At 39.2% G+C, this 24161-nt stretch carries 15 protein-coding genes and 1 pseudogene; 4 read left to right on the top strand and 12 right to left on the bottom strand.

Translation table 11 applies throughout. The annotated features are described in order from the left end of the window. Positions 1 to 2: 2 nt before the first annotated feature. From EAL44_RS00530 to EAL44_RS00520, 3 genes are all read right to left on the bottom strand, one after another. Positions 3 to 1748 (bottom strand): DUF262 domain-containing protein, encoded by a 1746-nt coding sequence (locus EAL44_RS00530; RefSeq protein ID WP_121073567.1) that lies wholly within the window; start codon positions 1746 to 1748, stop codon positions 3 to 5. 133 nt (positions 1749 to 1881) lie between these two features. Continuing rightward, a complete protein-coding gene (locus EAL44_RS00525) occupies positions 1882 to 2979 on the bottom strand; it encodes an NAD(P)-dependent alcohol dehydrogenase (RefSeq protein ID WP_121073564.1) in 1098 nt (365 codons plus the stop codon). A 268-nt stretch (positions 2980 to 3247) separates the two neighbouring features. Continuing rightward, entirely contained in the window at positions 3248 to 4390 is a 1143-nt protein-coding gene (locus tag EAL44_RS00520) for an alanine dehydrogenase (RefSeq protein WP_121073561.1), read from the bottom strand. 203 nt (positions 4391 to 4593) lie between these two features. On the opposite strand from EAL44_RS00520, the gene rocF reads away from it, so the two are divergent. Continuing rightward, complete coding sequence (rocF, locus tag EAL44_RS00515; RefSeq protein ID WP_121073558.1) at positions 4594 to 5562, top strand: arginase; 969 nt, start codon at positions 4594 to 4596, stop codon at positions 5560 to 5562. Positions 5563 to 6080: 518 nt separating this feature from the next. Next, the gene (locus EAL44_RS00510) at positions 6081 to 8606 is read left to right on the top strand and encodes a TonB-dependent receptor family protein (RefSeq protein ID WP_162970305.1); all 2526 of its coding nucleotides are present in this window, start codon (positions 6081 to 6083) and stop codon (positions 8604 to 8606) included. 81 nt (positions 8607 to 8687) lie between these two features. Here EAL44_RS00510 and EAL44_RS00505 read toward each other — a convergent pair whose 3' ends face one another. Beyond that, complete coding sequence (locus tag EAL44_RS00505; RefSeq protein ID WP_121073555.1) at positions 8688 to 9395, bottom strand: M48 family metallopeptidase; 708 nt, start codon at positions 9393 to 9395, stop codon at positions 8688 to 8690. Continuing rightward, positions 9395 to 12370, bottom strand: a complete 2976-nt coding sequence (locus EAL44_RS00500; RefSeq protein ID WP_162970304.1) for a type I restriction endonuclease subunit R — start codon at positions 12368 to 12370, stop codon at positions 9395 to 9397. The genes EAL44_RS00505 and EAL44_RS00500 overlap by 1 nt, the downstream gene beginning before the upstream one ends. 69 nt (positions 12371 to 12439) lie before the next feature. Here EAL44_RS00500 and EAL44_RS00495 point away from each other — a divergent pair. Continuing rightward, positions 12440 to 14897 (top strand): annotated as a pseudogene (locus EAL44_RS00495) (type I restriction-modification system subunit M). A gap of 4 nt (positions 14898 to 14901) precedes the next feature. Then, entirely contained in the window at positions 14902 to 16038 is a 1137-nt protein-coding gene (locus tag EAL44_RS00490; RefSeq protein ID WP_121073550.1) for a restriction endonuclease subunit S, read from the top strand. Positions 16039 to 16394: 356 nt separating this feature from the next. Here EAL44_RS00490 and EAL44_RS00485 read toward each other — a convergent pair whose 3' ends face one another. The 7 genes from EAL44_RS00485 to dnaE form a co-directional block, all read right to left on the bottom strand. Continuing rightward, entirely contained in the window at positions 16395 to 17306 is a 912-nt protein-coding gene (locus EAL44_RS00485) for an LPP20 family lipoprotein (RefSeq protein WP_033756747.1), read from the bottom strand. Between the two features lie 9 nt (positions 17307 to 17315). Beyond that, positions 17316 to 17657: a hypothetical protein gene (locus EAL44_RS00480; protein WP_121073548.1), complete on the bottom strand. Its 342-nt coding sequence runs from the start codon at positions 17655 to 17657 to the stop codon at positions 17316 to 17318. A 7-nt stretch (positions 17658 to 17664) separates the two neighbouring features. Further along, the gene (locus tag EAL44_RS00475; RefSeq protein ID WP_000795968.1) at positions 17665 to 18192 is read right to left on the bottom strand and encodes an LPP20 family lipoprotein; all 528 of its coding nucleotides are present in this window, start codon (positions 18190 to 18192) and stop codon (positions 17665 to 17667) included. 23 nt (positions 18193 to 18215) lie between these two features. Beyond that, a complete protein-coding gene (gene lpoB, locus EAL44_RS00470) occupies positions 18216 to 18848 on the bottom strand; it encodes a penicillin-binding protein activator LpoB (protein WP_121073545.1) in 633 nt (210 codons plus the stop codon). Between the two features lie 408 nt (positions 18849 to 19256). Further along, entirely contained in the window at positions 19257 to 19571 is a 315-nt protein-coding gene (locus EAL44_RS00465; protein ID WP_000895143.1) for a thioredoxin family protein, read from the bottom strand. A 55-nt stretch (positions 19572 to 19626) separates the two neighbouring features. Further along, positions 19627 to 20415, bottom strand: coding sequence for a pseudouridine synthase (locus tag EAL44_RS00460; RefSeq protein ID WP_121073542.1), 789 nt, complete (start codon positions 20413 to 20415; stop codon positions 19627 to 19629). Beyond that, on the bottom strand, positions 20397 to 24032 hold the full coding sequence (gene dnaE / locus EAL44_RS00455; protein ID WP_121073539.1) for a DNA polymerase III subunit alpha: 3636 nt from the start codon (positions 24030 to 24032) through the stop codon (positions 20397 to 20399). Before dnaE ends, EAL44_RS00460 begins: the two co-directional genes overlap by 19 nt. Positions 24033 to 24161 lie beyond the last annotated feature (129 nt).

Below are 24161 nucleotides of genomic sequence, written 5' to 3'. Positions count from 1 at the left end.
CCCTAGAGCTTAAGCACGCTCTCAATGATTTGAATTAACTTTTCTTTTCTTTTTTCTAAGCTTTTGGGCGTCCATTCTGTGTATTGTGCAACATCTATGGTCATCTTATAACAAGTCATCACCCTAAAAGTTTTTTCCCTACCTCGCTTGTCCTTACCTATCTTGACAGCGTGTCCCATATAGATTTCTTTTTTCTCTTTGAAATCCAAATTTGAAGCTTGGCTTAAAGCTTGGCTTAAAGCTTTGGTGTTTTTCTTGCCCCCTAAAAGCGTGAGGTTGGCTAAAGAATGCGTGTATAACCCTCTTTCTTCTTCGCTAAAGTCTTTAACCCATTGGCTTGAAGGATCGGGGTTTTCGGGCAAAATGCATTCAACATGCAAATCGTCATCCATTTTAATATAAGTGGGGTTGGCGTTATCGCTCATGAAGTAATTGACTAAAATGAGAATGGGCTTGACCCATGAATTTTTTTTAGCCGTTTTACCATTGATAAAGTAGAATTTCGTGTATAAATGGTCATCTTCTAGGTTTTCTTTAAAGTGTTGTGTTACATTATTATTATCTAAATATTTTTTCACAATAGAAGCGATATTTTCAATGCTTTTCTTTTCTTTCAAGGCATTAATAATGTTGCAACAAGTTTGGCTGCGTGTGGATCTTGTCTGCCCTGCAACCCAATCTTGGTAGCAAAACTTGACTAATAACTCCTTTAAAGCCTCTAGGTCTTGATCGCTATAGTGGTGCAACAAACTAGCGCACAAAACAACGCGCCAATAATCAGCGGCCACATAAGAGAGCAAGTAGGCGTGGCGGTCTTGCATTCCTAACACCTCACCATAAGCGTTGTAAAAATCTTCTACGCCCTTAAGGTATTCTAAGGGGGTTTTGTTAAGCTTGTTAAACCAAGTAACGAGCCTTTTTTCCGTCTTTTCTTTAGAAGTTACCGGATTGAGATAGGTTAAATACCAACTGAATAAGGTTTCTATCTTTAAATCATTGTCTGAACATTTTTGGCTTAAATCATTCCAACGAGACACAAATTCTTCTTGTTCATGTTCTTTAGCGTGTTTTAACAATTCCCCCTTAAAAATATCCGTCGCATTCAAAGCCAAACCCCTAGCGTTTAAAACACTAAAAATCCTTAACGCCATACTTACATTGGGGCAAGTGGTTTTGATAAATACGACCTTAAAATATAACCACTTAATGAAATCGTTAATGTCTTTAATCTCTTTCTCTTTAAGATAGTTTTTTAAACAGATCGCATTCTTTAGGTAATTGTTCTTGTTGTTGCTTACAGGAACATCATTGAAAGAAGTTAAGGCGTATTGAAAATCTTTTTTAGAATTAAACCCTACGGCACTAAAATTCAACCGATCTTTTTTCCCATACTTAGTGATCAAGCTTTCTTGCAAATAGTCTTTGCTCTTTTCGGTTAAACGCTCAGAATAGAGAGCGGCTAAAACTTTTGCCAGCAGAATGAAAGTGCTTAAGCGTTGCTGGCCATCTACAATATCATAGGTTTCAGCGTTAGTTTCGGAATCTGTGTTAATTACGATTAAAACTAATGATCCGCAAAAATAACCGCTTTCTTTATAATATTCATAGCTAGAAAACAAATCGTCTAAAAGCTTTTCGCAGTTTTCTTCTGTCCATTGATAAGGGCGTTGGTAGATCGGGATTTGATAGTAGAGTTCGTCTTTTAAAATATCCCTTAGGTTAAGATCGTTGCTTTCAATTTTTGCCATAAAAACCCCTTGTATGGTTTAAGGTAGATTATAACATTAAAAAGTGTTTTTTTTTTTTTTGAAATATTTCTACGCATTAAAACGCATGGTTTTTGTTGGAAAAAAGAACCCCTAATTTAGGGGTTTTTGGGGTTTATTTCTTAAAATTTTCCATGGATTTTTTCATATCAATCACATAGCGGAAATTCCCTTGCCCGTTTAAGAGTTTGTCCCAAGTCGCATCAATTTCTTGACCGGTAACTAGCTCAATCTCAGGGTAAATGCCATGCTTGATGGAAAAATCCATCATTTCTTGGGTTTCTTTCACGCCCCCAATCCAAGAGCCATAAACCTTATGATTGCCTGAAAACAGCACCAAATCGCCAAAATCCAAATTCCTTTGCGGATCTTTTGGGGGGATACCCACAACCGCCACTTCACCGCCATATTTTAATAATTTCGTGTAAGCGAGCAAGTCATATTGCGTGGGAATGCTAGAAATGATTAGATCAAATTTTTCTTTGCATTCTTCCACGCTTGTATAAAAGTTAGTCGCGCCTAGTTTTTGAGCCATTTGTTTTTTCTTGTCGTTCCTTGCGAACACGCTCACTTGCGCTCCCATAGCCACGGCGTATTTTAAAGCCATGTGCCCCAACCCGCCAAAGCCAGCGATACCCACTTTAGAGCCTTTAGTAACTTTAGAAAATTTCAAAGGCGAATACACGGTAATGCCCGCGCAAAGCAAGGGAGCCGCTTTGTCTAATGGGGCTTCTTTAGGGATAGAAATCACAAAGTTTTCGCTCACCACAATATTGTTAGAATACCCGCCATAAGTAGGCTCATTATTGTGGAAAGAATCTTCCCAGCTGTAAGTGTAAATGGTTTTGTTGTTTTCGCACCATTGTTCTTGGTGTTCATGCTTACAAGTATGACACTCACCGCAAGAATTTACCATGCAACCCACTCCAGCGTGATCGCCTACTTTAAACTTCGTTACCTTAGAGCCAACCGCGCTCACCACCCCAGCAATCTCATGCCCAGGCACCATAGGATAAATTCCAGGCAACCAATCGCTATGAGCGAAGTGGATATCCGTATGACAAATTCCTGAAAAATGGGTGTCAATGACAACATCGTATTCGCCCATGGCATGGCGGCTATGCTCCCATTCGTGGAACTTCCCGTCTTTGTTGTCTATCGCAAAACCTTTAAAAGGCACTCGTTGGCTGTTACAATTACAAGTATTGCTCATAAAAACTCCTTAAAACATCAAAATAACATTCAGTCTTATTTGTAGTTTTAACAACAAGGAAAAAAGGGATTTTTGTGTGTTTCTGTAACCGTCAAACAGGTTCAAAAGAAGAGTGTTTGTGTGTTTCTGTAACCGTCAAAAATTTAACAAAAACTATTTAAAGGCTAAATGTGGAAAGATTTTAAGGGATTTATGCTTAAAGCTTTCTTAAGCTAAAGAAAAACCTTTACCCTAAAGCGGCCTTTAAAACCCTTGCTAAAGCTTATTTTTAAAGCTCCTTTAAAATCTCTAAAGGCGATTTGAACGCCAGATTGAACGCTTTAGCGATGCCTTCTTGGGTGATATAGCCGTTATAAGCGCTCAAGCCTCCAAGGGTGTTTGTCACGATTTTAGTGTTGGCTGTTAAAAAACCCTTCAAGCCATGCTCTAAATAATACAACAAATACGGCACGCTCGCATGGCTATAAGCCGTAGAGCTCGTTTTAGCGACAATCCCTGGCATGTTCGGCACGCCATAATGCAACAAATCCTCTTCCACATACACCGGGTTAGAATGGCTTGTCTGGCGTATGGTCTCTATGCACCCCCCTAAATCGCAAGCCACATCAATGACTACCCCTTGTTTTTGCATGTGTTTTAAATGCTTTCTTAAGATCACTTTAGGGGTTTGGCTCGCTGTAACCAGCACCGCTCCCACTAGCCCCACCGCCCCATTTAAGGCTTGAATGATATTGGCTTCATTCACGCTCAAAACTTCTAAATCATACAAATGATAATAGGGGTGGTTTTGTAATTTAGCGTAGTCTAATTCTAAAATCGTTACTTTAGCCCCCATTTGGCTTAAGACTTTCGCGCTCTCCATGCCAACCACACCGCCTCCAACCACAACGATTTTAGCCCTTTGCGCACCCGATAAACCCCCTAGCATGACCCCCTTACCCATAAACCCCTTAACATGCTCTAAAGCCAATAAATAATGCTGGACTAAATGCGCGGCCAACCTCCCAGCCACCACGCTCATAGGCGCTAAAATAGGGTAGTCGTTTTTAGGCCCGGCAATGGTTTCAGTGCAAATAGAAGTGATTTTTTTATCTATAAACATTTCGCACAAGCTTTTTTGATACGCTAAATCCAAATAACTAAACAGAGTCGCTTTTTCTTTTAACAAAGGGTATTCATGCTCTAAAGGCTCTTTGCATTTGACCACCAAATCCTGTCCCCACGCTGTTTTAGAATCCACGATTTTAGCCCCCACGCTTTCATACGCTTCGTTACTATAACCGCTATTAGCGCCCGCGTTATTTTCCACCAAAACCCCCACGCCTTTTTGAGCAATTAGCGCCACATCATCAGGCACCAAAGCCACTCGTGATTCCAAATCCATGCTTTCTTTGACTAGCCCAATAGTCATGTTAATCCTTTAAATAGTAGTGTCAGTTATGATTATATTCGCTCAATAAGACTATTTGAGTGTTTTTCTGTCAAAAACTTGAATGGTTTTACTCTTTTACACAATGAAATTGTTCTATTTATTATCCATTTGCTTATTAATAATTGATTGTTGATTTTAGTTTAGAATAAAAAATATGAGTGGGGATTTAAAGGACTTATAAAATGATTTTAGTAGGATTAGAAGCGGAGTTAGGAGCGTCAAAAAGAGGCACCGATAAAGGGGTTAGGCGTTTGAGAGAGGCTTTGAGCGCCACGCATGGCGATTTAATTAAAGGCATGCAAACGATCACTCAAGAGCGGTGCGTGCTTTATAAGGAGTTTAGATACGCTAAGAATTTTGAAGATTACTACCTTTTTTGTAAAGAAAATTTAATCCCTTGCATGAAAGAAGTGTTTGAGAAAAAGGAATTTCCTTTGATTTTAAGCTCAGAGCATGCGAACATGTTTGGGATTTTCCAAGCCTTTAGGAGCGTTCATAAAGACAAAAAAATAGGGATTTTGTATTTAGACGCGCATGCGGATATTCACACGGCTTATGACAGCGATTCAAAGCACATTCACGGCATGCCTTTAGGCATGGTTTTAAATCGTGTCCATAGCGGGTTTAATCGCATGAGTGAGAGCGAAGAAAAGGCATGGCAAAAGCTTTGCTCTTTGGGGTTGGAAAAGGGAGGGTTAGAAATTGATCCTAAATGTTTGGTGTATTTTGGGGTAAGAAGCACAGAACAGAGCGAAAGAGATGTGATTAAGGAATTAGAAATCCCTTTATTTAGCGTGGGCGCGATAAGAGAAAACATGCATGAAGTGGTTCAAAAAACCAAAGAATTATTAAAAGCGGTGGATATTATTTACCTCAGCCTGGATTTAGACATTATGGATGGCAAGCTTTTCACTTCTACCGGCGTGCGTGAAAATAACGGGCTGAGTTTTGATGAATTAAAGCAATTACTGGGCTTGCTTTTAGAAAATTTTAAAGACCGATTAGGAGCCATTGAAGTAACCGAATACAACCCCACGGTGAGCGTCAAACACACCGATAAAGAAGAAAAGCAGGTTTTAGAAATCTTGGATCTCATCATCAATCGCTGTAAATTTAAAGATAAGGAGCGATCTTTTGCAATGAGTAGCTGATCGCTTTTCAAACCAAACGATAAAAAATTTGAAAAATGAGATCTAAAGACAGGAGGCACCAAGAAAAAATCAGCACAAAAATCCTTTTGACAAAGGATTTTAAGACTAAAATGGTATATACACAAACACAAAAAAGTAATCATTTAGGGCGTTAGCACTTTTGAGATCATTTAAAGCTTAGGCCCAGATTATCGGTTTATGGATTTTATTCTACAAGGGGCAGTATTTTGAAAAGTTAAACCACTCAAATATTTGATACAAAAAATGTCTTCTGTGTTTTAGGGTGTGAGAGGCTCATCGTGTGTCAAAAATGGGTATTTTCTACTAAAACTGAGTGAAATCAAAAAAAAAAAAAGATCTTCATGGGATTAATAAAAATTTAAGAATTTTATCATAAAATCCTGCATGTTATTAAGTTTTTTTAGTTTTTATTACCTACGACTGCTATTGGCGTTGGTGTGATTTTACTTAAAAAATTTAAACAACTTTTAAATCTCTCAAAACGCAAGGAGTTTGTGTTGCATAAAAAAGTTCTGTTGGCTTTAACTGCCAGCTTGATTTGTCAAGAGTCTTTGTTCGCTAAGGATAAAGACTACACTTTGGGCAAGGTTTCTACTGCCGGTAAAAAGGATAGATCTGACTATTCTGGGCAGGTCAATTTGGGTTATAGCGGGATTACCGCGCCTAAGAGTTGGCAAGATGAAGAAGTGAAAAAATACACAGGAAGCCGCACGGTGATCTCTAACAAAGCGCTCACCCAACAAGCTAACCAAAGCATTGAAGAAGCTTTACAGAATGTCCCCGGTCTGCAAATTAGGAATGCCACAGGTGTGGGGGCTATGCCTACTATCCAAATCCGTGGCTTTGGAGCTGGGGGTTCAGGGCATAGCGATGCGACGCTCATGTTAGTTAATGGTATTCCTGTTTATATGGCCCCCTACGCCCACATTGAGCTAGACATTTTCCCTGTTACCTTCCAAGCCATTGATCGCATTGATGTGATTAAGGGTGGAGGCAGCGTGCAATATGGGCCTAACACTTATGGGGGTATTGTCAATATCATCACTAAGCCTATCCCTACTCAATGGGAAAACCAAGCGGCTGAAAGGATCACTTATTGGGCTAAGGCTAGAAACGCCGGGTTTGCCGCTCCCCCTGATAAAACCGGCGATCCTTCTTTCATCAAGTCTTTAGGCAATAATCTCCTCTATAACACCTATGTGAGGAGCGGAGGGATGATCAATAAGCATGTGGGTATCCAAGCGCAAGCTAACTGGGTTAGAGGCCAAGGCTTTAGGGACAATAGCCCCTCTAATATTTCAAACTATTGGCTGGATGGGGTCTATGACATCAATGAAAACAACGGGATTAAAGCCTATTACCAATACTACGATTTTGCTATCGCTCAACCGGGATCACTCAGCGAGCAAGATTACAAAATAAACCGCTTCGCTAATTTGCGCCCCTTAAACCAAAAAGGCGGGCGCTCACAACGCTTTGGGGCTGTGTATGAAAACCGCTTTGGGGATTTAGACAGAGTGGGCGGGACTTTCAGCTTCACCTACTACGGGCAGTTGATGACTAGGGACTTTCAAGTGAGCTCTAGTTATAATAGCGCTAACATGGTTACTTGTTTTAGCGAAGCGGCATGCAGGGCGGCAGGACTTCCGGCAGGGTATAACTTGGCTGTGCCTTATTATGCGACTAACTACAATGGCTGGGCAGAAGTAGAAAACCCTGTGCGCTCCATCAATAACGCTTTTGAGCCTAAAGTGAATCTGATCGTCAATACCGGGAAAGTCAAACAAACCTTTATCATGGGCTTGCGTTTCATGACCACCACCTTTTTACAACGCCAATACTTAAACACCAATGAATGCGCCACCAAAACGAGCGGTGAGGGGGCAGGATTCTTGTGTGAGGGCGCTAATGTGATGAGCGGTTGGCAACCCCACATCAAGCATGGCGTTTATAGAAACTGGAACAACTGGCACAACAATTACACAGCAGTTTATTTGAGCGATCGCATTGAAGCTTGGGATGGGCGCTTTTTCATCGTGCCTGGTTTGCGCTACGCTTTTGTGCAATACAACAACGAAAATGCGGCTAACTGGATGCAAATCCCTGAGAAGGATTTAAGAAAAATCAAGCACATGAACAATTGGATGCCCTCAACCAACATTGGCTTTATCCCTGTGCAAGGCGATCACAATGTGCTTACCTACTTCAACTACCAACGCTCTTTCGTCCCGCCTCAATTAGACGTTTTGAGCTATGGAGGAGCGGAGTATTTTACCCAACACTTTGACACGGTGGAAGCAGGAGCGCGCTACACCTATAAGGATAAATTCAGCTTCAATGCGGACTACTTCAGGATTTGGGCGCGCGATTTTGCCACCGGGCAGTATTCAATCTATACAAGCGGTCCCATGAAAGGTAATGTGCGCCCCATTAATGGCTATTCTCAAGGCGTGGAGCTAGAATTGTATTACAGACCCATTAGAGGGTTGCAATTCCATGCCGCTTTCAACTACATTGACACTCGTGTAACTAGCCATGGCCCTTTAACAGACTTGAATGGGGATGTGCTAAAAGGGACTAGCTATAACAAGCATTTCCCTTTTGTAAGCCCTTTCCAGTTCATTTTTGACGCTCGCTACAATTGGCATAAAACCACCATTGGTATTTCTAGCTATTTTTATAGCCGCGCTTATAGCGGGATTAGCAACAGTGCAGCAGGAGGCTATTACGGGATGCAATATTATAGTGGGGGGAACAACTATGAAAGCGTTCTTAATAGCGGTTATCAATGCGAAGCTTGGTGTATGACCCAGCATGAAGGGCTTTTGCCTTGGTATTGGGTGTGGAATATCCAAGTGAGCCAAATTTTTTGGGAAAACGGACGACACAGAGTTACAGGAAGCTTGCAAATCAACAACATCTTCAACATGAAGTATTATTTTACCGGGATTGGTTCTAGCCCTGCAGGCTTGCAACCTGGACCTGGAAGGTCAGTTACAGCGTATTTAAACTACACTTTCTAAGGCTTAAAAAAGGAGGGGGATTATTCGCTATAGTGAGCCACTGGCCGCTTAGCGGTTTCATTGAGATGATGGAGTCTTTATTTAAGAATATTCCAAATAAGTCTCTTTGAGGCTGGCCTTAGCCCTTTGCCAATCAGGCAAATACAAACTCAGCAAATCCCTAAAATATTCGTTATGGTGGCGCGCTTTTAAATGCAATAATTCATGCACAACCACGTATTCAATGCCCTCACTAGGCGCTTTAGCCAATTCCAAATTAAAAAGTAAGGCGCGTTTAGTTATATTGCAACTCCCCCATATCCGTTTCATTTTTTGGATTTTAAAGCCTTGTATACTTTCGTTTAAAACTTTTTCGTATTGGTTGATGTAAGTTTGTATTTTTTCTCTTAAAACTTGTCGGTAATAGTTTTCTAGCGCTTTTAAGCGGTTTTCTAAACTTGTCTTTTGATGGACATGCAAGATCAAATGCGTGGGGCTTTGGAGGACGAAATGATTTTTTTGAGTGTGTTCAATCTTTAACAAATAGCGTTTCCCGAAAAGATAATGGCTTTCTCTTTCTAGCATCTCTCTTTGGCTTTGTCTGTTTTGGTTTAAAAAATTTTGTTGCTGTTCTTTTATCCAAGGGAGTCTTTTAATCAAAGAAAGCCTAAGGCTCTCATCATTTAGAGCTAGAGGGCAAGACACATGCACAGAGCCATCGGGTGGGCAAACGCTAATGTGTAAATGCTTAATATCCTTTTTTTCTATAGCGATGTTGGTATTATTTAAAGTCAAACAATAAGCGTTCATTAATGATACTCCTCTATGTGTTTGGCTAAATTAAAAACATTTTCTAACAAAACCTCATCGTTTATGATTTTTCTTAAAGCGATTTTAAGGTTTTTTTCTTTTTGATTATGCCCCACCCAACCATCTTTTTTATTACCCCTTATGCATGCGTCTATTTCTAGGGCTAAGGCTTCATTTTCATCTAAATTATCATAGAGGGTTTTTAAAGCCTTAGTGTTGATCTTTTTAGGGTAATTTCTATCTTCTTTATCAATAACTTTTTTGGCTAAGTCATGGATTTGTTGCAAGTATTCTAAATAGGTTAATTTCTTTTCTCTAAACTGGAGAATCAAATCGTTTAAAAGCGAAGATAATTTTTCGTAATACTTAGGATCGCTCGCTTCTTTTTCTATAATGCGTTTTTTAGTGTTGTTAGCGATGCTTTCTGCCATAGAGCTTTCATTTTTGAATACTTGAGATAACGCCTTATTAAAATCATTAATATCCATTTGGGCTAAAACTTCGCACAGCCCTCGATCTTCTATTTGGAATAACACCTCGCTGTCCGTGGTTTTAATGTAAGCGTCTAAAATCCTGCGCATGTCTTCGCTATAGCTTTTTAAATCCACGCTATCCCCACTACTCAAGCCAACCACCTTTTGCAAATGCCTGTAAAATTCCGCTTCTTGTTTGATTTGTTGCGTTTCTTCTTTAGAATAAATGGGCTTTTCTAAGTTGTTCAATTCCACAAACATTCTTAAAAACGCGCCAACAAGCTGGTAAAACAACCGCCTTTTTTGAGCGTTTTTTTCTAAATCGCTCCCACAAAAATAAGCGATATAATCCTCTTCATCTTTTGGCTCTTTCACGCCTTCACAAAGCGATTTTAACTGATCTCTAGTTTCTTCTAATTTTTTCTTAATCTTTTGGGATTTGTCAGAGATAAGCCCTTGAATGTCTTCTTTTTCATAGTTTTGAAACGCTTCATTAGTGTAATCGCTGTGCGCTTCTTGCAGGCTATCAAACAAATCCTTATAGTCTATGATACAGCCAAAATCCTTATCTTCGCTATCCAGTCTATTCACCCTGCACACCGCTTGAAAAAGCTCATGATCTTTCATTGTCTTATCCATGTATAAATAAGTGAGGCTTGGCGCATCAAAACCGGTCAATAGCTTCTCCACCACGATCAACAACTTCATTCTAGAAGGATCATCAATAAAACGCTCTTTAACTTTTTCTTCAAACTCTTTAATTTTATTAAGGGCTTTTTTCTCGTCTTTTTCATTAAAAAAGTTTTGCAGCATTTTACAATGAGTGCGGTATTTGTAACTCTCTTTGCTCTCATCGCTCCCGCAATCTTTAAGATCAGCGATATTGGGTTCATAGCTTGTGATCACCGCCACCTTATCCTTTAATTCTGTTTCTAAAAAGAGTTCAAAATACCGGTATGCGTCAGGGATGATTTCAGCCACCAGCATGGCATTCCCTTTTCCACTCCTTAATCGTGGGAGTTTTGCCATATCCAATACAATATCTTGCACAATACGAGCCAATCTGTCTTTAGTGGAAAAAACTTTTTGCAAATTAACCCATTTCTTTTTAAGCTCTGTTTTAGCCGTCTCATTCAAGCCTTGGGTTTTCAATTCAAAATATTCGTCTAGCTTTTCAGGGCTACTGACATATTGATCCACGCTTCTGGCTTCATAGTTTAAATCTAGCACCACCCTATCGCTAACGGCTTCATTAAATTTATAGCAATGGATATAATTCCCAAACACTTCCTGGCTTGTCTTTTTATCTTGTTTCAATAAAGGCGTGCCGCTAAAGGCGATAAAAATCGCATTAGGGAGCAGGCTTTTCATGGCTTTATGCAATTTACCGCCTTGGGTTCTGTGGCATTCATCCACTAAAACAACCCATTCCTTTAAAACAGGTTGTTTTTTTAAAACTTCTAAGTCGTTGTCATCAAATTTATGCACAAGCGCTCCAACCAAAAATTCCTTATTTTCAAACAGCACGCTCAATAAATCCTTCTTGCTGTCTGCACGATAAAGATCCTCGCCTATCCCACTAAACACGCCTTGAATTTGAGCGTCTAATTCCCTCCTGTCCGTAACGATTAAAATCCTTGCTTGTTGGATATTTTTTCTTAGCCATCTAGTAAGCCACACCATAGTCAAGCTCTTACCGCTGCCTTGCGTGTGCCAGATAATCCCCCCTTCTTTTCTTTTGATAAATTCTTGCGTTTTTTTAACTGCAAAATACTGGTGGAACCTGGCGCATTTCTTTTGCCCCTTATCAAAAATCAAAAAATCATGGATAAATTCTAAAAACCTTTCTTTTTTTAGAAAGCATTCAATCGTCTCAAACAAATTTTTTTGAACGCCTTCTTCTTTCCAAGAAAGGTAGTATTTTTCCTTAGTCTCTATGACGCCATATCTTAGCCCTTGACTTTCATTGCCCGCCATAACCAATTGGATCGTTTTGAAAAAATCTCTAATAAATTCTTTCTTTTGGTTGTCTAAATTTTGCCTGATACCGCTTTCCACGCTCACGCTGGATTTTTTCAATTCCAGCACCCCTAAAGCGATCCCGTTAACATAAAGCACTATGTCCGGCCGTTTCGTGTTTGGCCCTTTAACGCTCACTTCTTCAGCCACGCTAAATTCATTCTTAGAAACGTCTTTCCAATCAATGAGCCAACTTGTTTGAGTGTTTTCATTCTGGCTTATTTTAGTTTTCACGCCATAAATCAAAAGATCGTAAAATTCTTGATTCGCCTCGTATAAATCGTTTTGTAAAGCGTTATGGATTTTCTGCTCAATTTGATGCCACCTTTCATCACTGATTTTTTGATTTTTAACTAGCCATGCTTTCAAGCTTTCTTTATTAATGTTTTCATTATCGCTCTTTGTTAAATCCCCTAAATACGCATAGCCCATGCTTTTAAAAGTTTCTATGACTTGTTTTTGAACTTCTTTTTCTGTTTTCATCATAAACCCCTTAAGAACGCTTTTTATCGCTTTATATTATAATCCTAAAAACAAAATAGGGCGGTTAAAATGGCGATCAAAAAAAGCGAATTGTATAGCTCTTTATGGGCTGGAGCGGATAGCTTAAGGGGCGGAATGGATGCGAGCGAGTATAAAAACTACGTTTTGAACCTGCTTTTTTTAAAATACATCAGCGATAAAGCCAGAAGTAATAACTTTAGCGAAATAGAAGTGCCACAAGGGTGCTTTTATGAAGACATTCTCGCTTTAGAGGGCGATAAAGAAATAGGCGACAAGCTCAATAAAATCATCGCCAAAATCGCAGAGCGAAACGATTTAAAAGGCGTGATTGACAGCGTGGATTTTAACGATAACACTAAGCTAGGCGAGGGTAAAGCGATGATCGACACCCTTTCTAATTTGGTTAAAATCTTTGCGGATTTAAGTTTGGACGCGCATGGGGCTTTAGACGATGATTTATTGGGCGATGCTTACGAATATTTAATGCGCCATTTCGCCAGCGAATCCGGTAAATCCAAAGGGCAGTTTTACACCCCTAGCGAAGTTTCGCTTTTATTATCCCTTTTGCTTGGCATTGATGAAAACACCAGACAGGATAAAAGCATCTATGATCCCACTTGCGGGAGCGGTTCGTTATTATTAAAAGCTTCTAGTTTGGCCGGCGAAAAAGGCTTAACTATCTATGGTCAAGAAAAAGACATTTCCACAACAGCCCTTTGTAAAATGAATATGATCTTACACAATAGCGCCACTGCTGATATTGCTAAAGGGGGTTCTAGCACCCTTTCTAACCCTCTTCATCTTGATGAAAAAACCGGCATGCTCAAAACCTTTGATTATTGTCTAGCTAACCCTCCCTTTAGCTTGAAAAACTGGACTGATGGGCTAAGCATAGACCCTAAAAGCAAGCAAGTCATTAACGATCGTTTCAATCGTTTTGAAGACGGCACGCCCCCTGAAAAAAATGGCGATTTTGCTTTTTTGCTCCATATCATCAAATCCTTAAAAAACACAGGCAAAGGGGCAGTGATTTTACCCCATGGGGTGCTATTTAGGGGGAACGCTGAGAGCGCAAATTAGAAAAAATCTTTTACTAAAAGGCTATATTAAAGGCGTGATAGGCCTAGCCCCTAACCTTTTTTATGGCACTTCCATTCCTGCATGCGTGATTATTTTAGACAAAGAAAACGCGCATGCTAGAAAAGGCGTTTTTATGATCGATGCGAGCAAGGATTTTAAAAAAGACGGCAATAAAAACCGCTTGAGGGATCAAGATGTCCAAAAAATGATAGACACTTTTAACGCCTTAAAAGAAATCCCTTATTATTCCAAAATGGTGAGCCTAGAAGAAATCAGCGCTAACGACTATAACTTGAATATCCCGCGCTACATTGCCGCCAAGCAAGAATCAGAAAAAGACTTGTTCGCTTTAATCAACAGCCACAAGGCCAGTTATTTGCCCAAAAACGAAATTGAAGCCTACGCCCCTTATTTTCAAGTGTTTAAAGAGCTTAAAAACACGCTGTTTAAAAAGAGCGATAAAGAGAGTTATTACGCTTTAAAAACAGAATGCGAAAACATTAAAGATTACATCACTCAAAGTTTAGAATACCAAACCTTCCACGCTTCTGTTTTAGACGCTTTTGACCGATTGGAACTATTGGCAACTTTTAATGATTTAAAGCCAGGTTTTAACCCAAAAACCCTCATAGAAAGCGTTTGTTTAAAGGTTTTAAAAGAATTTGAAAAAGTGGAAATTTTAGACAAATACGGCGCATACCAGCTCTTTAAAGATTACTATAACGAAGTCTTGCAAGACGATTGGTTCCTTCTTTCATTCAATAATTTCGAAAGCACTAAAGAATTAAGGAAATTAAACCCCCTAAAAGACAAAAACAAAAAAGCCAATTATTTGGAGGAGCCGGATTTTGTCATTCAAAAAACCTACTACAAAAGCGATCTAATCCCTAAACATTTGATCAAACAACGCTTTTTTGAAAAAGAAACAAAAGAATTAGAAGAATTAGAAAACGCCCTCAATGAAAAAGAGGCCCATTTTGAAGAATTTATAGAAGAGCATTCTAATGAAGAGGGGCTTTTTGATGGATTGAAAATCAATGAAAGCGTTTTGAAAAAAGAGCTAAAAAACGCCACCGACCCAGAAGATGAGAAAATCCTAAAAACCGCTTTAGAATTGCTAGAAGCCAAAAACAAGGCTCTAAAAAGCAAAAACAAAGCTTATGAGAAGCTGGAATTAAAAGCGTTCCACCAATACGAAAAGCTTGAAATCAATGAAATTAAAGATCTCATCATCAAAGACAAATGGCTTAACAGCTTGAAAAACGCCCTAGAAAACAAGATTCAAAAACGCATCAACGCTTTGACTAGCGCTCTTAATGAAATCATTGCAAACTACTCTAACAGCTTGTTAGAATTAGATAAAGAAGTCAAAGAAAGCGAATCAAAAGTTTTAGAGCATTTGAAAGATTTAGGATTATTGGGATAAACGCATGGACGCATTGACAACGCCCTCAAATTGGCAAAGAGTGAGGCTTGGGGATATTGGCAAACCATGCATGTGTAAAAGAGTTATGAAACACCAAACAACACGATATGGTGAAATTCCATTTTATAAAATAGGCACATTTGGCAACACCGCCGATGCCTTTATTTCAAAAAAGCTATTTTTAGAATACAAAACAAAATATTCTTTTCCAAAAAAAGGCGATATTTTAATCTCTGCTTCCGGAACTATTGGTAGGGCAGTCATTTATGACGGAAAACCCGCTTATTTTCAAGACTCAAATATTGTTTGGATTGACAACGATGAAACATTAGTAAAAAATGATTTTTTATTTTATGCTTATTCTCATGTGAAATGGAATACAGAGCATACAACTATCTTAAGACTTTATAACGATAATTTTAGAAACACTTTAATCCCCCTACCCCCCCTAAACGAACAAATCGCTATCGCTAACATTTTAAGCGGTTTGGATCGTTATCTTTGCTCTTTAGATTCTCTCATTCTTAAAAAAGAAAGCGTTAAAAAAGCTTTAAGCTTTGAACTATTGAGCCAAAGAAAACGCTTGAAAGGCTTCAATCAAAATTGGCAAAGAGTGAGGCTTGGGGATATTGCCGAGATTAAAAGGGGGGTTCGCATAACAAAAAATGAATTAGATGTATTTGGAAAATACCCTGTGGTTTCAGGTGGAGTTGGGTTTTTGGGTTACACAAATAACTTCAATAGATATGAAAATGCAATTACTATCGCTCAATATGGAACGGCTGGTTATGTTAATTTTCAAAAAAATAAATTTTGGGCTAATGATGTTTGTTTTTGTGTATATCCTAATAAAGATGTTATAAAAAATATTTTCTTGTATTATTTTTTGAAAGTTAATCAAAATTATTTATATGAAATTTCAAATAGAAATGCTACACCTTATAGCATTTCAAAAGATAAAATTTTAGATTTTGAAATCCTTTTACCCCCTCTAGACGAACAGAGCGCTATCGCTAACATTTTAAGCGGTGTGGATAATGAAATCGTAAGCCTTAAAAACAAAAAACGCCAATTTGAAAACATCAAAAAAGCTCTAAACCACGATTTAATGAGCGCTAAAATCAGGGTTTTAAACAAATAAAGATTGTATTAAGAGAGGTTCTTTGTGCAATCCATGCAAAGCGTAATAGATTGTGAGAGCACCCAAGTTGTTAAAATTGTTGTAAAATTCGTTTTTATTGATTGTCATTCTTTTTGCTCGCTCGTGTAGGCTCTTAAAAAAGATTTTAGTTTTTGTTAATTTTAGTTTTTAGTGGGTGTGTTAAAGGTGAGTGTGTGAAACAAAGAGCATTGAATAACGTTTTAGTTTATTTGGCGAAAACAAAAAGCCATGAACTTTTAGAGGGTTATTTTAAGGGGTGCGAAAACGCCACGCTAAACAAAATAATGACACTACAAAACTGAATGAATAAGCATAAAGCAAGATTAAGACCTTGCTTATAGCCCCGTATTGCCCTGCCCTTCTTTATTGGCATAATCTTTCAATTCTTTATAAAGCAAAGATTGCAAGCGCGTGATAGCAAAATTCTTATTCTTTTCATCCACTTCAAGGCTTCTATTCAATACGGGCGTGCCTTGACAATCGCTCGCGCTAACAACCACTCTAATGCGTGTGGTACCATTAGCGCTGTCTGTGAAAACTTCATTTTTGATTTGATAGAGTTTTTCTTCATCGCTAGGGGTTAGCACTCTAGCATAAGCGCTTATGAGAGCGTTTTTAATCTCTGTATCGCTGTTGTTATCAAAAGTGATTTGCACTTTAGGTTTGAAAGCGTTTTGGTAATAGATTTTTTCATAATTTTCTAACGAACTCACCGGGACAGAATACGCTTTTAAAATCCTTTCTATAGGCATCGCTTTAGCCAATAAATCCCCCATGCTCTTGGATTGCTGTAAAAAAACCCCTTTACAAACCTTAGGCATTAAGGTGGAAAACTGCCCATAAAGAGCGTTATACTTATCCCTTAAACCCTGCAAAAACAAGTTTTGATTAATCCTTACTCTGGTGTAGTAGATCCCTTTTTGCGCTTCTTGATTGACAATTTCTACATTATTCAATTCCAAGTCATCGGTTTTTAAGTTAATCGTTTGCGAATCGCTGGATTTTAACTTATTATCCACACGACTTTTTTGAATGTGGATTTGGGAATTAACCACCACGCTAATAGACGCCACTAAATCCGCTAACGCCTTTTGTTTAGAAGCCTCTTTAGAAGTGGCTGAACCACTCCCATAAAGATAGCCTTTTTGGGTGTTTGTTTTGTTATAGGCCTTGCTATACCACTTAGGCTCTGCGCTTAAATTGGCACCCACAAAAGCCATAAGGCATGCAAGAATAATCTTTTTCATTATTAATCCTTACTCATTCATTAAAGCGATGTGTTTCTTAGTGATTTTTAGAAGCACATAAACTTTATCCGTATCAATAAAAGTGGCCTTTAGCTCACTAGCCTTAATCTCTATTTTATCCCCCTTGAAAGCTTCCATCACTTTCTCTAAGGCGTTTTGTCTGGCTGAGGACAAGCTATAATCCATATCTGAAAGCAATATATCGCTCATCCCACACACTAAAATTTTTTCGTCTTTGGTTTGGGTCTTTTCAATCTGCACTTCTTTTGAGCAATCCCTAGCCCATTTAGGCAAGGACTTCCCCCACGCCACTCCCAACACCAAAACAAGCACGATAGCAAGGCGTTTCATTCAAACCCTACTTTTTAACCATGCCTAACTCTTCGCGCACTTTATCCACAATCTGCTTATCCAAGCCCACTAAAACAAAAACCCTATCTTTACCGACATAGCGGGCAAGCATTTTAGAAGCGATCAATTCCTTATCCACCAATTGAGAAATTTTTTCGGTATCAGTGCCGCTTATGGACCTTTTACCAGAAGCGTCTACCGTTCTGGTTTTTTCATTTTCCAAATCTTTTTGTAAAGTGGATTTTAGATTCGCCGCTAAATTAGCCCTAGCTTTCGCTGTAGCCTGATTCGTAGAATAATCCACATCATTATTAGTGATCAAATCCTCAGCCCTTCCTAAAAAGACCCCTGAATATTTTTCATACTTCGCCACTTTTTCCAAATCCCCTACAACCCAATCAGGAGCGCCTTTAGTCGCTTCTTTGTAAGCCTTATTGCTTTTACTGATACCTGATTTTGGGGCATGGCTACAACCTACGATCACCATCGCTGCTATCACACTCATTCCTAAAATTTTTTTAACTTGATTTTTCATCGCTCATCCTTTCAAATATAAATTTAAAACATACGCTTATTGCTAGCATTTTTCACAATAGGCTTAACATCGCTCCATACCTCTTCACCCGTTTTCCTATTGGTAAGGCTTAGGGTGAAGTCGTAGTCTAAGCGCTGCCTAGAACTACTAATAGAGGCTGCGATACTGGATACTTTACCACTTAAAGATAAATCAGCGGCTTTTAAAGTGCCTTTTTCTACAGTGGTGTCTTGATTATACTCTTCGCTTTCTCTTTCTTTTTCGCGCTGTTTCACCATTCGGCTGTCCGCTGCAATGCCACTGCCTCCACTCGCCCTTGTGATATTGAACCTCCCATTAGATCGCAACCGCAACTGCCGTGCGATTTCAGTCGTGAGAAGATTCATGTCCAAATTGGGTTGCGTGGTGTCGTTAATCACATCTGAAACTTCAATCAAATGCTTGCCTTTGAGTTGCTCAAAATTAGGGTCGCTAAACATGGAATCTAACATCGCATTAGCGGTTAGCAACAAATCCGTGCTATTAATGCTTGCAGTCGTATTTTTAGTGGCATCATTCACATTTTGATAAGTTGCCATTTCGCTTGAGCAACCCACCCACAACAAAGCACTCAAAATCATCGAGCTTATAATTTTTAATTTTGTTTTCAATACCATAATGATAGAAACTCCCTATTCAAAATTTAAAACAGATACATCTGTTTCTAATTTTAAACTTCTAATCTAAACACACAGTGTTTTTGCGGATTTTAGCATTTTATGTGTCTTTTTTTTCACATTTTACAAGTTCTAGCCCTACAAATTTCACACTGCGAGCAGTAATACCACACATTCGCTCATTTTTAGCTTAATTAAAGAAACTTTTTTAACAAACATGCTTATTAAAAAACGATAAAAAACGATTTTTAAGATAAAAGATAATGTAAAAGTTCTTTGAAGTTAGCCCCCCTAAAAAAAGGGACTATGAAAAGGGACTATAAAAAAAGACTAAATAAAAAAAGGGTTAAAAGATTTTTAAGCTCTTATTTTTGCAACAAGGCTCTTTAACGCCCTTTATAATACCCCTTACAATAACGCTTTTATAGCGTCTTCAATCGGCTTTTGAGATCCGGGCTCTACAAGCCTTTCACCCACTTCTTTAGCGTTTTTGTAAAAAATCAAAGTAGGGATTCTGCGGATGCCTAAGCTCTCTTTGAGATCTTGGCTTTCATCAAAAGAAACCTTAAAAAATTCCACCTTGCCTTTGTAAGTTTTGGCTAAATTGTCCATAATCGGCTCAATTTTTCTGCAATCCGGACACCAGCTCGCCCCCACATTCACCACCACCGCTTGATGAGCGATTTTCTCTGCGTAATTCTTCCCGTTAATCACTTCTAACATGATAATCCTTAATTTTTATTTCCCCCAACCGCCGAAGTATAGCACAACTCGTAAGCTAATCCCCTTTAATATTAGCCGCATTAGCCATAAACGCATGCAATTCGTTGTATTCGTGGCGGTTTAGAAAACGCATTTTCCCTACCGGCAAGGCATTCAAATTCACAAAACCATAACGAACGCGCCTTAAATCCAACACTCCAGCGTTAAAAAACGCAAAAAAACGCCTTAGTTCTCTGTTTTTCCCCTCATTGATAATAACTCTCAGTTTAGAGTATTTGGCATGGTTTTTGATGATTTCATAACCAATAAAGGGGGCAAATTCCATGCTTTTAATCGGAGTTTTTTGGTGCGCTCCCTTAGTAGCGTTTTTTAATTTCAAGCCCTCTTGCATGGCGTTTTCTATCTCTCTTGTAACAAAGCCTTGAATTTTAACAAGATATTCTTTTTCTAAATTCGCATGCATCAAAGCGCTCACCACCGCCTTACTATCGCTCAATAATAGCACCCCCTCGCTCGCAAAATCCAAACGCCCCACCGGCGCGAAATGGGCGTATTTTTTTTCCAAGCTTTCATAAATCACGCGCCGCTTTAAGGGATCGTTTTTACTCACTAATTCGCCCTTTGGCTTGTGATAAACCAGCACGCTGAATTTTTTGTTTTTTAAGGGCTTGATGAGTCGTTTATCCAAAAACACCCTATCGTTTTCTTTAACCACGCTAGCGAGTTTGGCATGCTCATGATTGATTTTCACCCGCCCTTCTAGAACCAATTTTTCAGCCTCTCTTCTAGAGTGCTTGGTGTAATGGGCTAAAAACTGGTTGATCCTCAAGCTAAATCCCTCCACTCTAACCCTTTAAAATCGTCCTTAATCTTTTCATTTACCATTAGATCGCTTTGGATTTTGAATTGCTTGCCCTTATCTTTGATGATCAAATACAAGGGGCGTTTGCCCTGGTGTTTTAAAGCGCTCTCTTTGATTTGTCTTAAAAACTCTTTTTTCACATCGTTTTCTAACACGATCGCTAAAGAGCAAGAACTAGAAGCGAGCATTTCCATGGGGGGGATTTCGCGCACGTCTTCTTTTTGCTTATCAGGGTCTTTATAACGGGCTTTAGGGATTTTAACCTCTCTAGCGCTTTCTAGATCCAAGATTTCAAAAAGCCTTAATCGCGCCACTTCTTCTTGCTCTTCAATCTTGCATTTAAACACTAAAGGCTTGTTAATGTCCATCTCTTCTAAAGCGTTCAATTGCTTTTCAAAAAGCATGAGTTCAAACTTGCCGTATCGATCCAAAATGTCCGCTGTGCCATAAGGTTTACCGCTTCGTTTGCCAATTTTCTTTTTAACCTCCATGATTTTACCTAGCAAATAAGCCTGCGAGCCAATCTCCAACTCTTCAATATCAATGCTTTTGACCAAGTTTTTAAAGCCCTTAATCTCTTCTTTAAACTCGTCTAAAGGGTTGCCTGAAACATGGATTCCTAAAGTCTCATACTCGCATTCTAAAAGCGTTTTAGCGTCATGTTCGCCCAAATCAACCATGTCCAAAACAACCTGCTCTTTAATCCCGCCTTCCATGGCTCCAAAAAGGGAGTTGCCCCCTTGCATCATTTCATTAGCCTTGTCTTTAGTGCGCCCGGCATCGCAGATCAAATCCAAGTTAGCGAGCATGGTTTTTCGGGTGTAGCCTAAATTGTCCAAGCTCCCTGATTTCACTAATGGCTCTAAAGATTTTTTAGTGAGTTTGGAAAAATCCACCCGTGAAATAAAATCTTCCAAACTCTTATAATCCCCTTTAGCCCTTTCTTCAATGATGTTTTTAATCGGCTCACCCCCAACCCCTTTAACCGCCCCTAAACCAAACACGATTTTCTTTTCTAACTCGCCTTTTTGATTTTTAAACTCCGCCACGCTGAAATCTTGCATAGAGGAATTGATGTGCGGAGGCATCACTTCAATTTCTAAAGCCCTAACCTCATCAATATAGCGCGCCACGGATTCAATCTTATTGGATTCGCTAGTGAGCATCGCTGCCATGAACTCATGCTTGTAATAAGTCTTTAAATACGCCGTTTGGAAAGTGATCATCGCATAAGCCGCTGAATGCGATTTGTTGAAGCCATAACCGGCAAATTTAACGATCAAATCCCACAAATTAGCCGCTTTTTGGCCATCATGCCCTAAATTTTTAGCGCCTTCTACAAACTTAGCCTTATTGTCCGCCATGATTTGAGCGTCTTTTTTCCCCATAGCGCGGCGGATGAGATCCGCTTCACCCAAACTAAAACCGCCGATAGTTTGCACGATTTGCATCACCTGCTCTTGATAGACGATCGTGCCGTAAGTGGGCTTTAAAATCGGCTCTAATTCTTTAAACGCATAAGCGATAGGCTCAACGCCATGCTTTCTGTTTACAAAATCATCTACCATGCCTGATTCCATAGGCCCCGGTCTGCCTAGCGCGATAATGGCGATAATGTCTTCAAAGCTTGAAGGCCTTAAGCGCTTGTTAAGCCCTTGAAACATCCCGGATTCAATCTGGAAGATCCCCACCGTATCCCCGCTTTGGATCGTTTTATACACTTTTGGATCGTCCATATCCAACGATAAAAAATCCACATCAATGTTATGCTGCGTTTTAATGATTTTAAGCGCATCATCAATCACGGTCAAGGTTTTAAGCCCCAAGAAGTCAAACTTGATCAAATCCACCGGCTCTAAATACTTCATGGAATATTGCGTAACGATACCGCCGGTTTTTTCAGAGGCAAACAAAGGGGTTTTGTGCCACAACTCTTTTTGGCTATCCACCACTAAGGCTGCGGCATGCACGCCTGCGTTGCGATTCAAATTCTCTAAATTGAGCGAATATTCCCACACCTGTTTGGCTACTTCATTGCTCTCCACTAATTCTTTGATTTTAGGCTCTAATTCCCACGCCCCCTCTATGAACTCGCCATTTTTTTCATAGCCCTTAAGCGTGATGCCTAAGCGGTTGGGTATGAGTTTGGCAAAATCGTCCGCTTCTTTATAAGGCATGTCCAAAACCCTTGCGACATCTCTAATCACGCCTTTAGCCAACATCTTATTAAAGGTGATGACTTGAGCTACATTGTATTTGCCGTATTTTTCAATCATGTATTCTATGATTTCCTTACGCCGGCGCTGGCAAAAATCCGTATCAATATCAGGCATGCTGACTCGTTCAGGGTTCAAAAACCTCTCAAAGAGCAAATCGTATTTCAAAGGGTCAATATCCGTGATTTTTAAGGCAAAAGCCACCAAACTCCCGGCCGCACTCCCCCTACCAGGCCCTACAGGAATGCCCATTTCTTTAGCGTAACGGATAAAATCCCACACGATCAGCATATACCCTGGGAATTTCATGTTCGTGATGACTTCAATTTCTTTTTCTAGGCGCTCTTTGTATTGATCATGCTTTTCTTTTGGCACTAATATTAAACGCTCTTTCAAGCCCTCTCTAGCCTTATAAGCGAAATAAGAAGCGTCATCTTCAAAATCCAGCCCCTCATTTTGAGCGTAAGCTTTGGTGAATTTAAAGCTTGGGGGGGTTGGGGGGTTCTTTTTATCATCTTTTAAATCAATCTCTAAAACGCATTTATCCGCAATTTCTTGGGTGTTTTCTAAAGCTTCTGGAATATCCGCAAACAGCTTCGCCATTTCTTCAGGGGATTTAATGTAAAACTCATGCACGGAGTGTTTCAAGCGCCCCTTATCGTTTAGGGTTTTACCCATCGCTACGCACATCGCTACTTCTTGAGCCTTAGCGTCATTGGGCATGGTGTAGTGGGTGTCGTTTGTGGCAATGATTTTTAACCCTGTTTCTAAAGACATTTTAATGACTTGCTCATCAATGAATCGCTGATCTAAAATGCCATGACGCATGATTTCTAAATAAAAATCGTCTTCAAAAATCTCTTGGTATTCGCAAGCGATTTTTTTAGCTTCATCATAGCCCTTAGCCCCATACCTACGGTTTCTCTCATTATTAGTATTCAAATGGTAATTGACTTCCCCTTGCAAGCATGCGCTAGAAGCGATAATCCCTTTAGAATGCTCCCTTAAAAGTTTTTTATTGATGCGCGGGAAATAATAAAACCCCTCTAAATACGCCATAGAGCTTAAGAACATCAAATTTTCATAGCCCTCTTGGTTTTTAGCGAACAGGCACAAATGGAAACGTTGTTTGGTTTCTTTACTAGCGAGATTGTCATCATTATGGATATACGCTTCCATGCCGATGATAGGCTTAATGCCTTCTTTTTTCATGCTCGTATAAAAATCAATCGCTCCAAACATGTTCCCATGATCGGTTACGCTCACGCTTTTCATGCCCAATTCTTTAATGCGTTTGGCTAAAATCTTAATCTTATTGGCCCCATCTAAAAGCGAATATTCTGTGTGCAAGTGCAAATGCGTGAAAGCTTTATTCTCTTTCATTGTCTAACCCCTATTTGGATTTAACGCCATTATACTAATAGCTCTTTAAAAAACTCTTTATTAGATCATTTAGTGGTGAATTATTTTAAAATGGTGGTTATAATAAGAAAGTTTCTCTTATTTTTAATG

Origin of the sequence: Helicobacter pylori (genome assembly GCF_003637685.1) — a bacterium.
Taxonomy (GTDB): domain Bacteria; phylum Campylobacterota; class Campylobacteria; order Campylobacterales; family Helicobacteraceae; genus Helicobacter; species Helicobacter pylori_CJ.
This window is presented reverse-complemented; position numbering and strand designations above follow the sequence as displayed.

Excerpts from the sequence above, each read along its gene's own strand:
- EAL44_RS00500 (WP_162970304.1), bottom strand. The coding sequence starts at position 12,370 with ATGAAAACAGAAAAAGAAGTTCAAAAACAAGTCATAGAAACTTTTAAA.
- EAL44_RS00525 (WP_121073564.1), bottom strand. The coding sequence starts at position 2,979 with ATGAGCAATACTTGTAATTGTAACAGCCAACGAGTGCCTTTTAAAGGT.
- EAL44_RS00520 (WP_121073561.1), bottom strand. The coding sequence starts at position 4,390 with ATGACTATTGGGCTAGTCAAAGAAAGCATGGATTTGGAATCACGAGTG.
- EAL44_RS00530 (WP_121073567.1), bottom strand. The coding sequence starts at position 1,748 with ATGGCAAAAATTGAAAGCAACGATCTTAACCTAAGGGATATTTTAAAA.
- dnaE (WP_121073539.1), bottom strand. The coding sequence starts at position 24,032 with ATGAAAGAGAATAAAGCTTTCACGCATTTGCACTTGCACACAGAATAT.
- EAL44_RS00505 (WP_121073555.1), bottom strand. The coding sequence starts at position 9,395 with ATGAACGCTTATTGTTTGACTTTAAATAATACCAACATCGCTATAGAA.
- EAL44_RS00485 (WP_033756747.1), bottom strand. The coding sequence starts at position 17,306 with ATGAAAAAGATTATTCTTGCATGCCTTATGGCTTTTGTGGGTGCCAAT.
- EAL44_RS00475 (WP_000795968.1), bottom strand. The coding sequence starts at position 18,192 with ATGAAAAATCAAGTTAAAAAAATTTTAGGAATGAGTGTGATAGCAGCG.
- rocF (WP_121073558.1), top strand. The coding sequence starts at position 4,594 with ATGATTTTAGTAGGATTAGAAGCGGAGTTAGGAGCGTCAAAAAGAGGC.
- EAL44_RS00465 (WP_000895143.1), bottom strand. The coding sequence starts at position 19,571 with ATGTTAGAAGTGATTAACGGGAAGAATTACGCAGAGAAAATCGCTCAT.
- lpoB (WP_121073545.1), bottom strand. The coding sequence starts at position 18,848 with ATGGTATTGAAAACAAAATTAAAAATTATAAGCTCGATGATTTTGAGT.
- EAL44_RS00490 (WP_121073550.1), top strand. The coding sequence starts at position 14,902 with ATGGACGCATTGACAACGCCCTCAAATTGGCAAAGAGTGAGGCTTGGG.
- EAL44_RS00480 (WP_121073548.1), bottom strand. The coding sequence starts at position 17,657 with ATGAAACGCCTTGCTATCGTGCTTGTTTTGGTGTTGGGAGTGGCGTGG.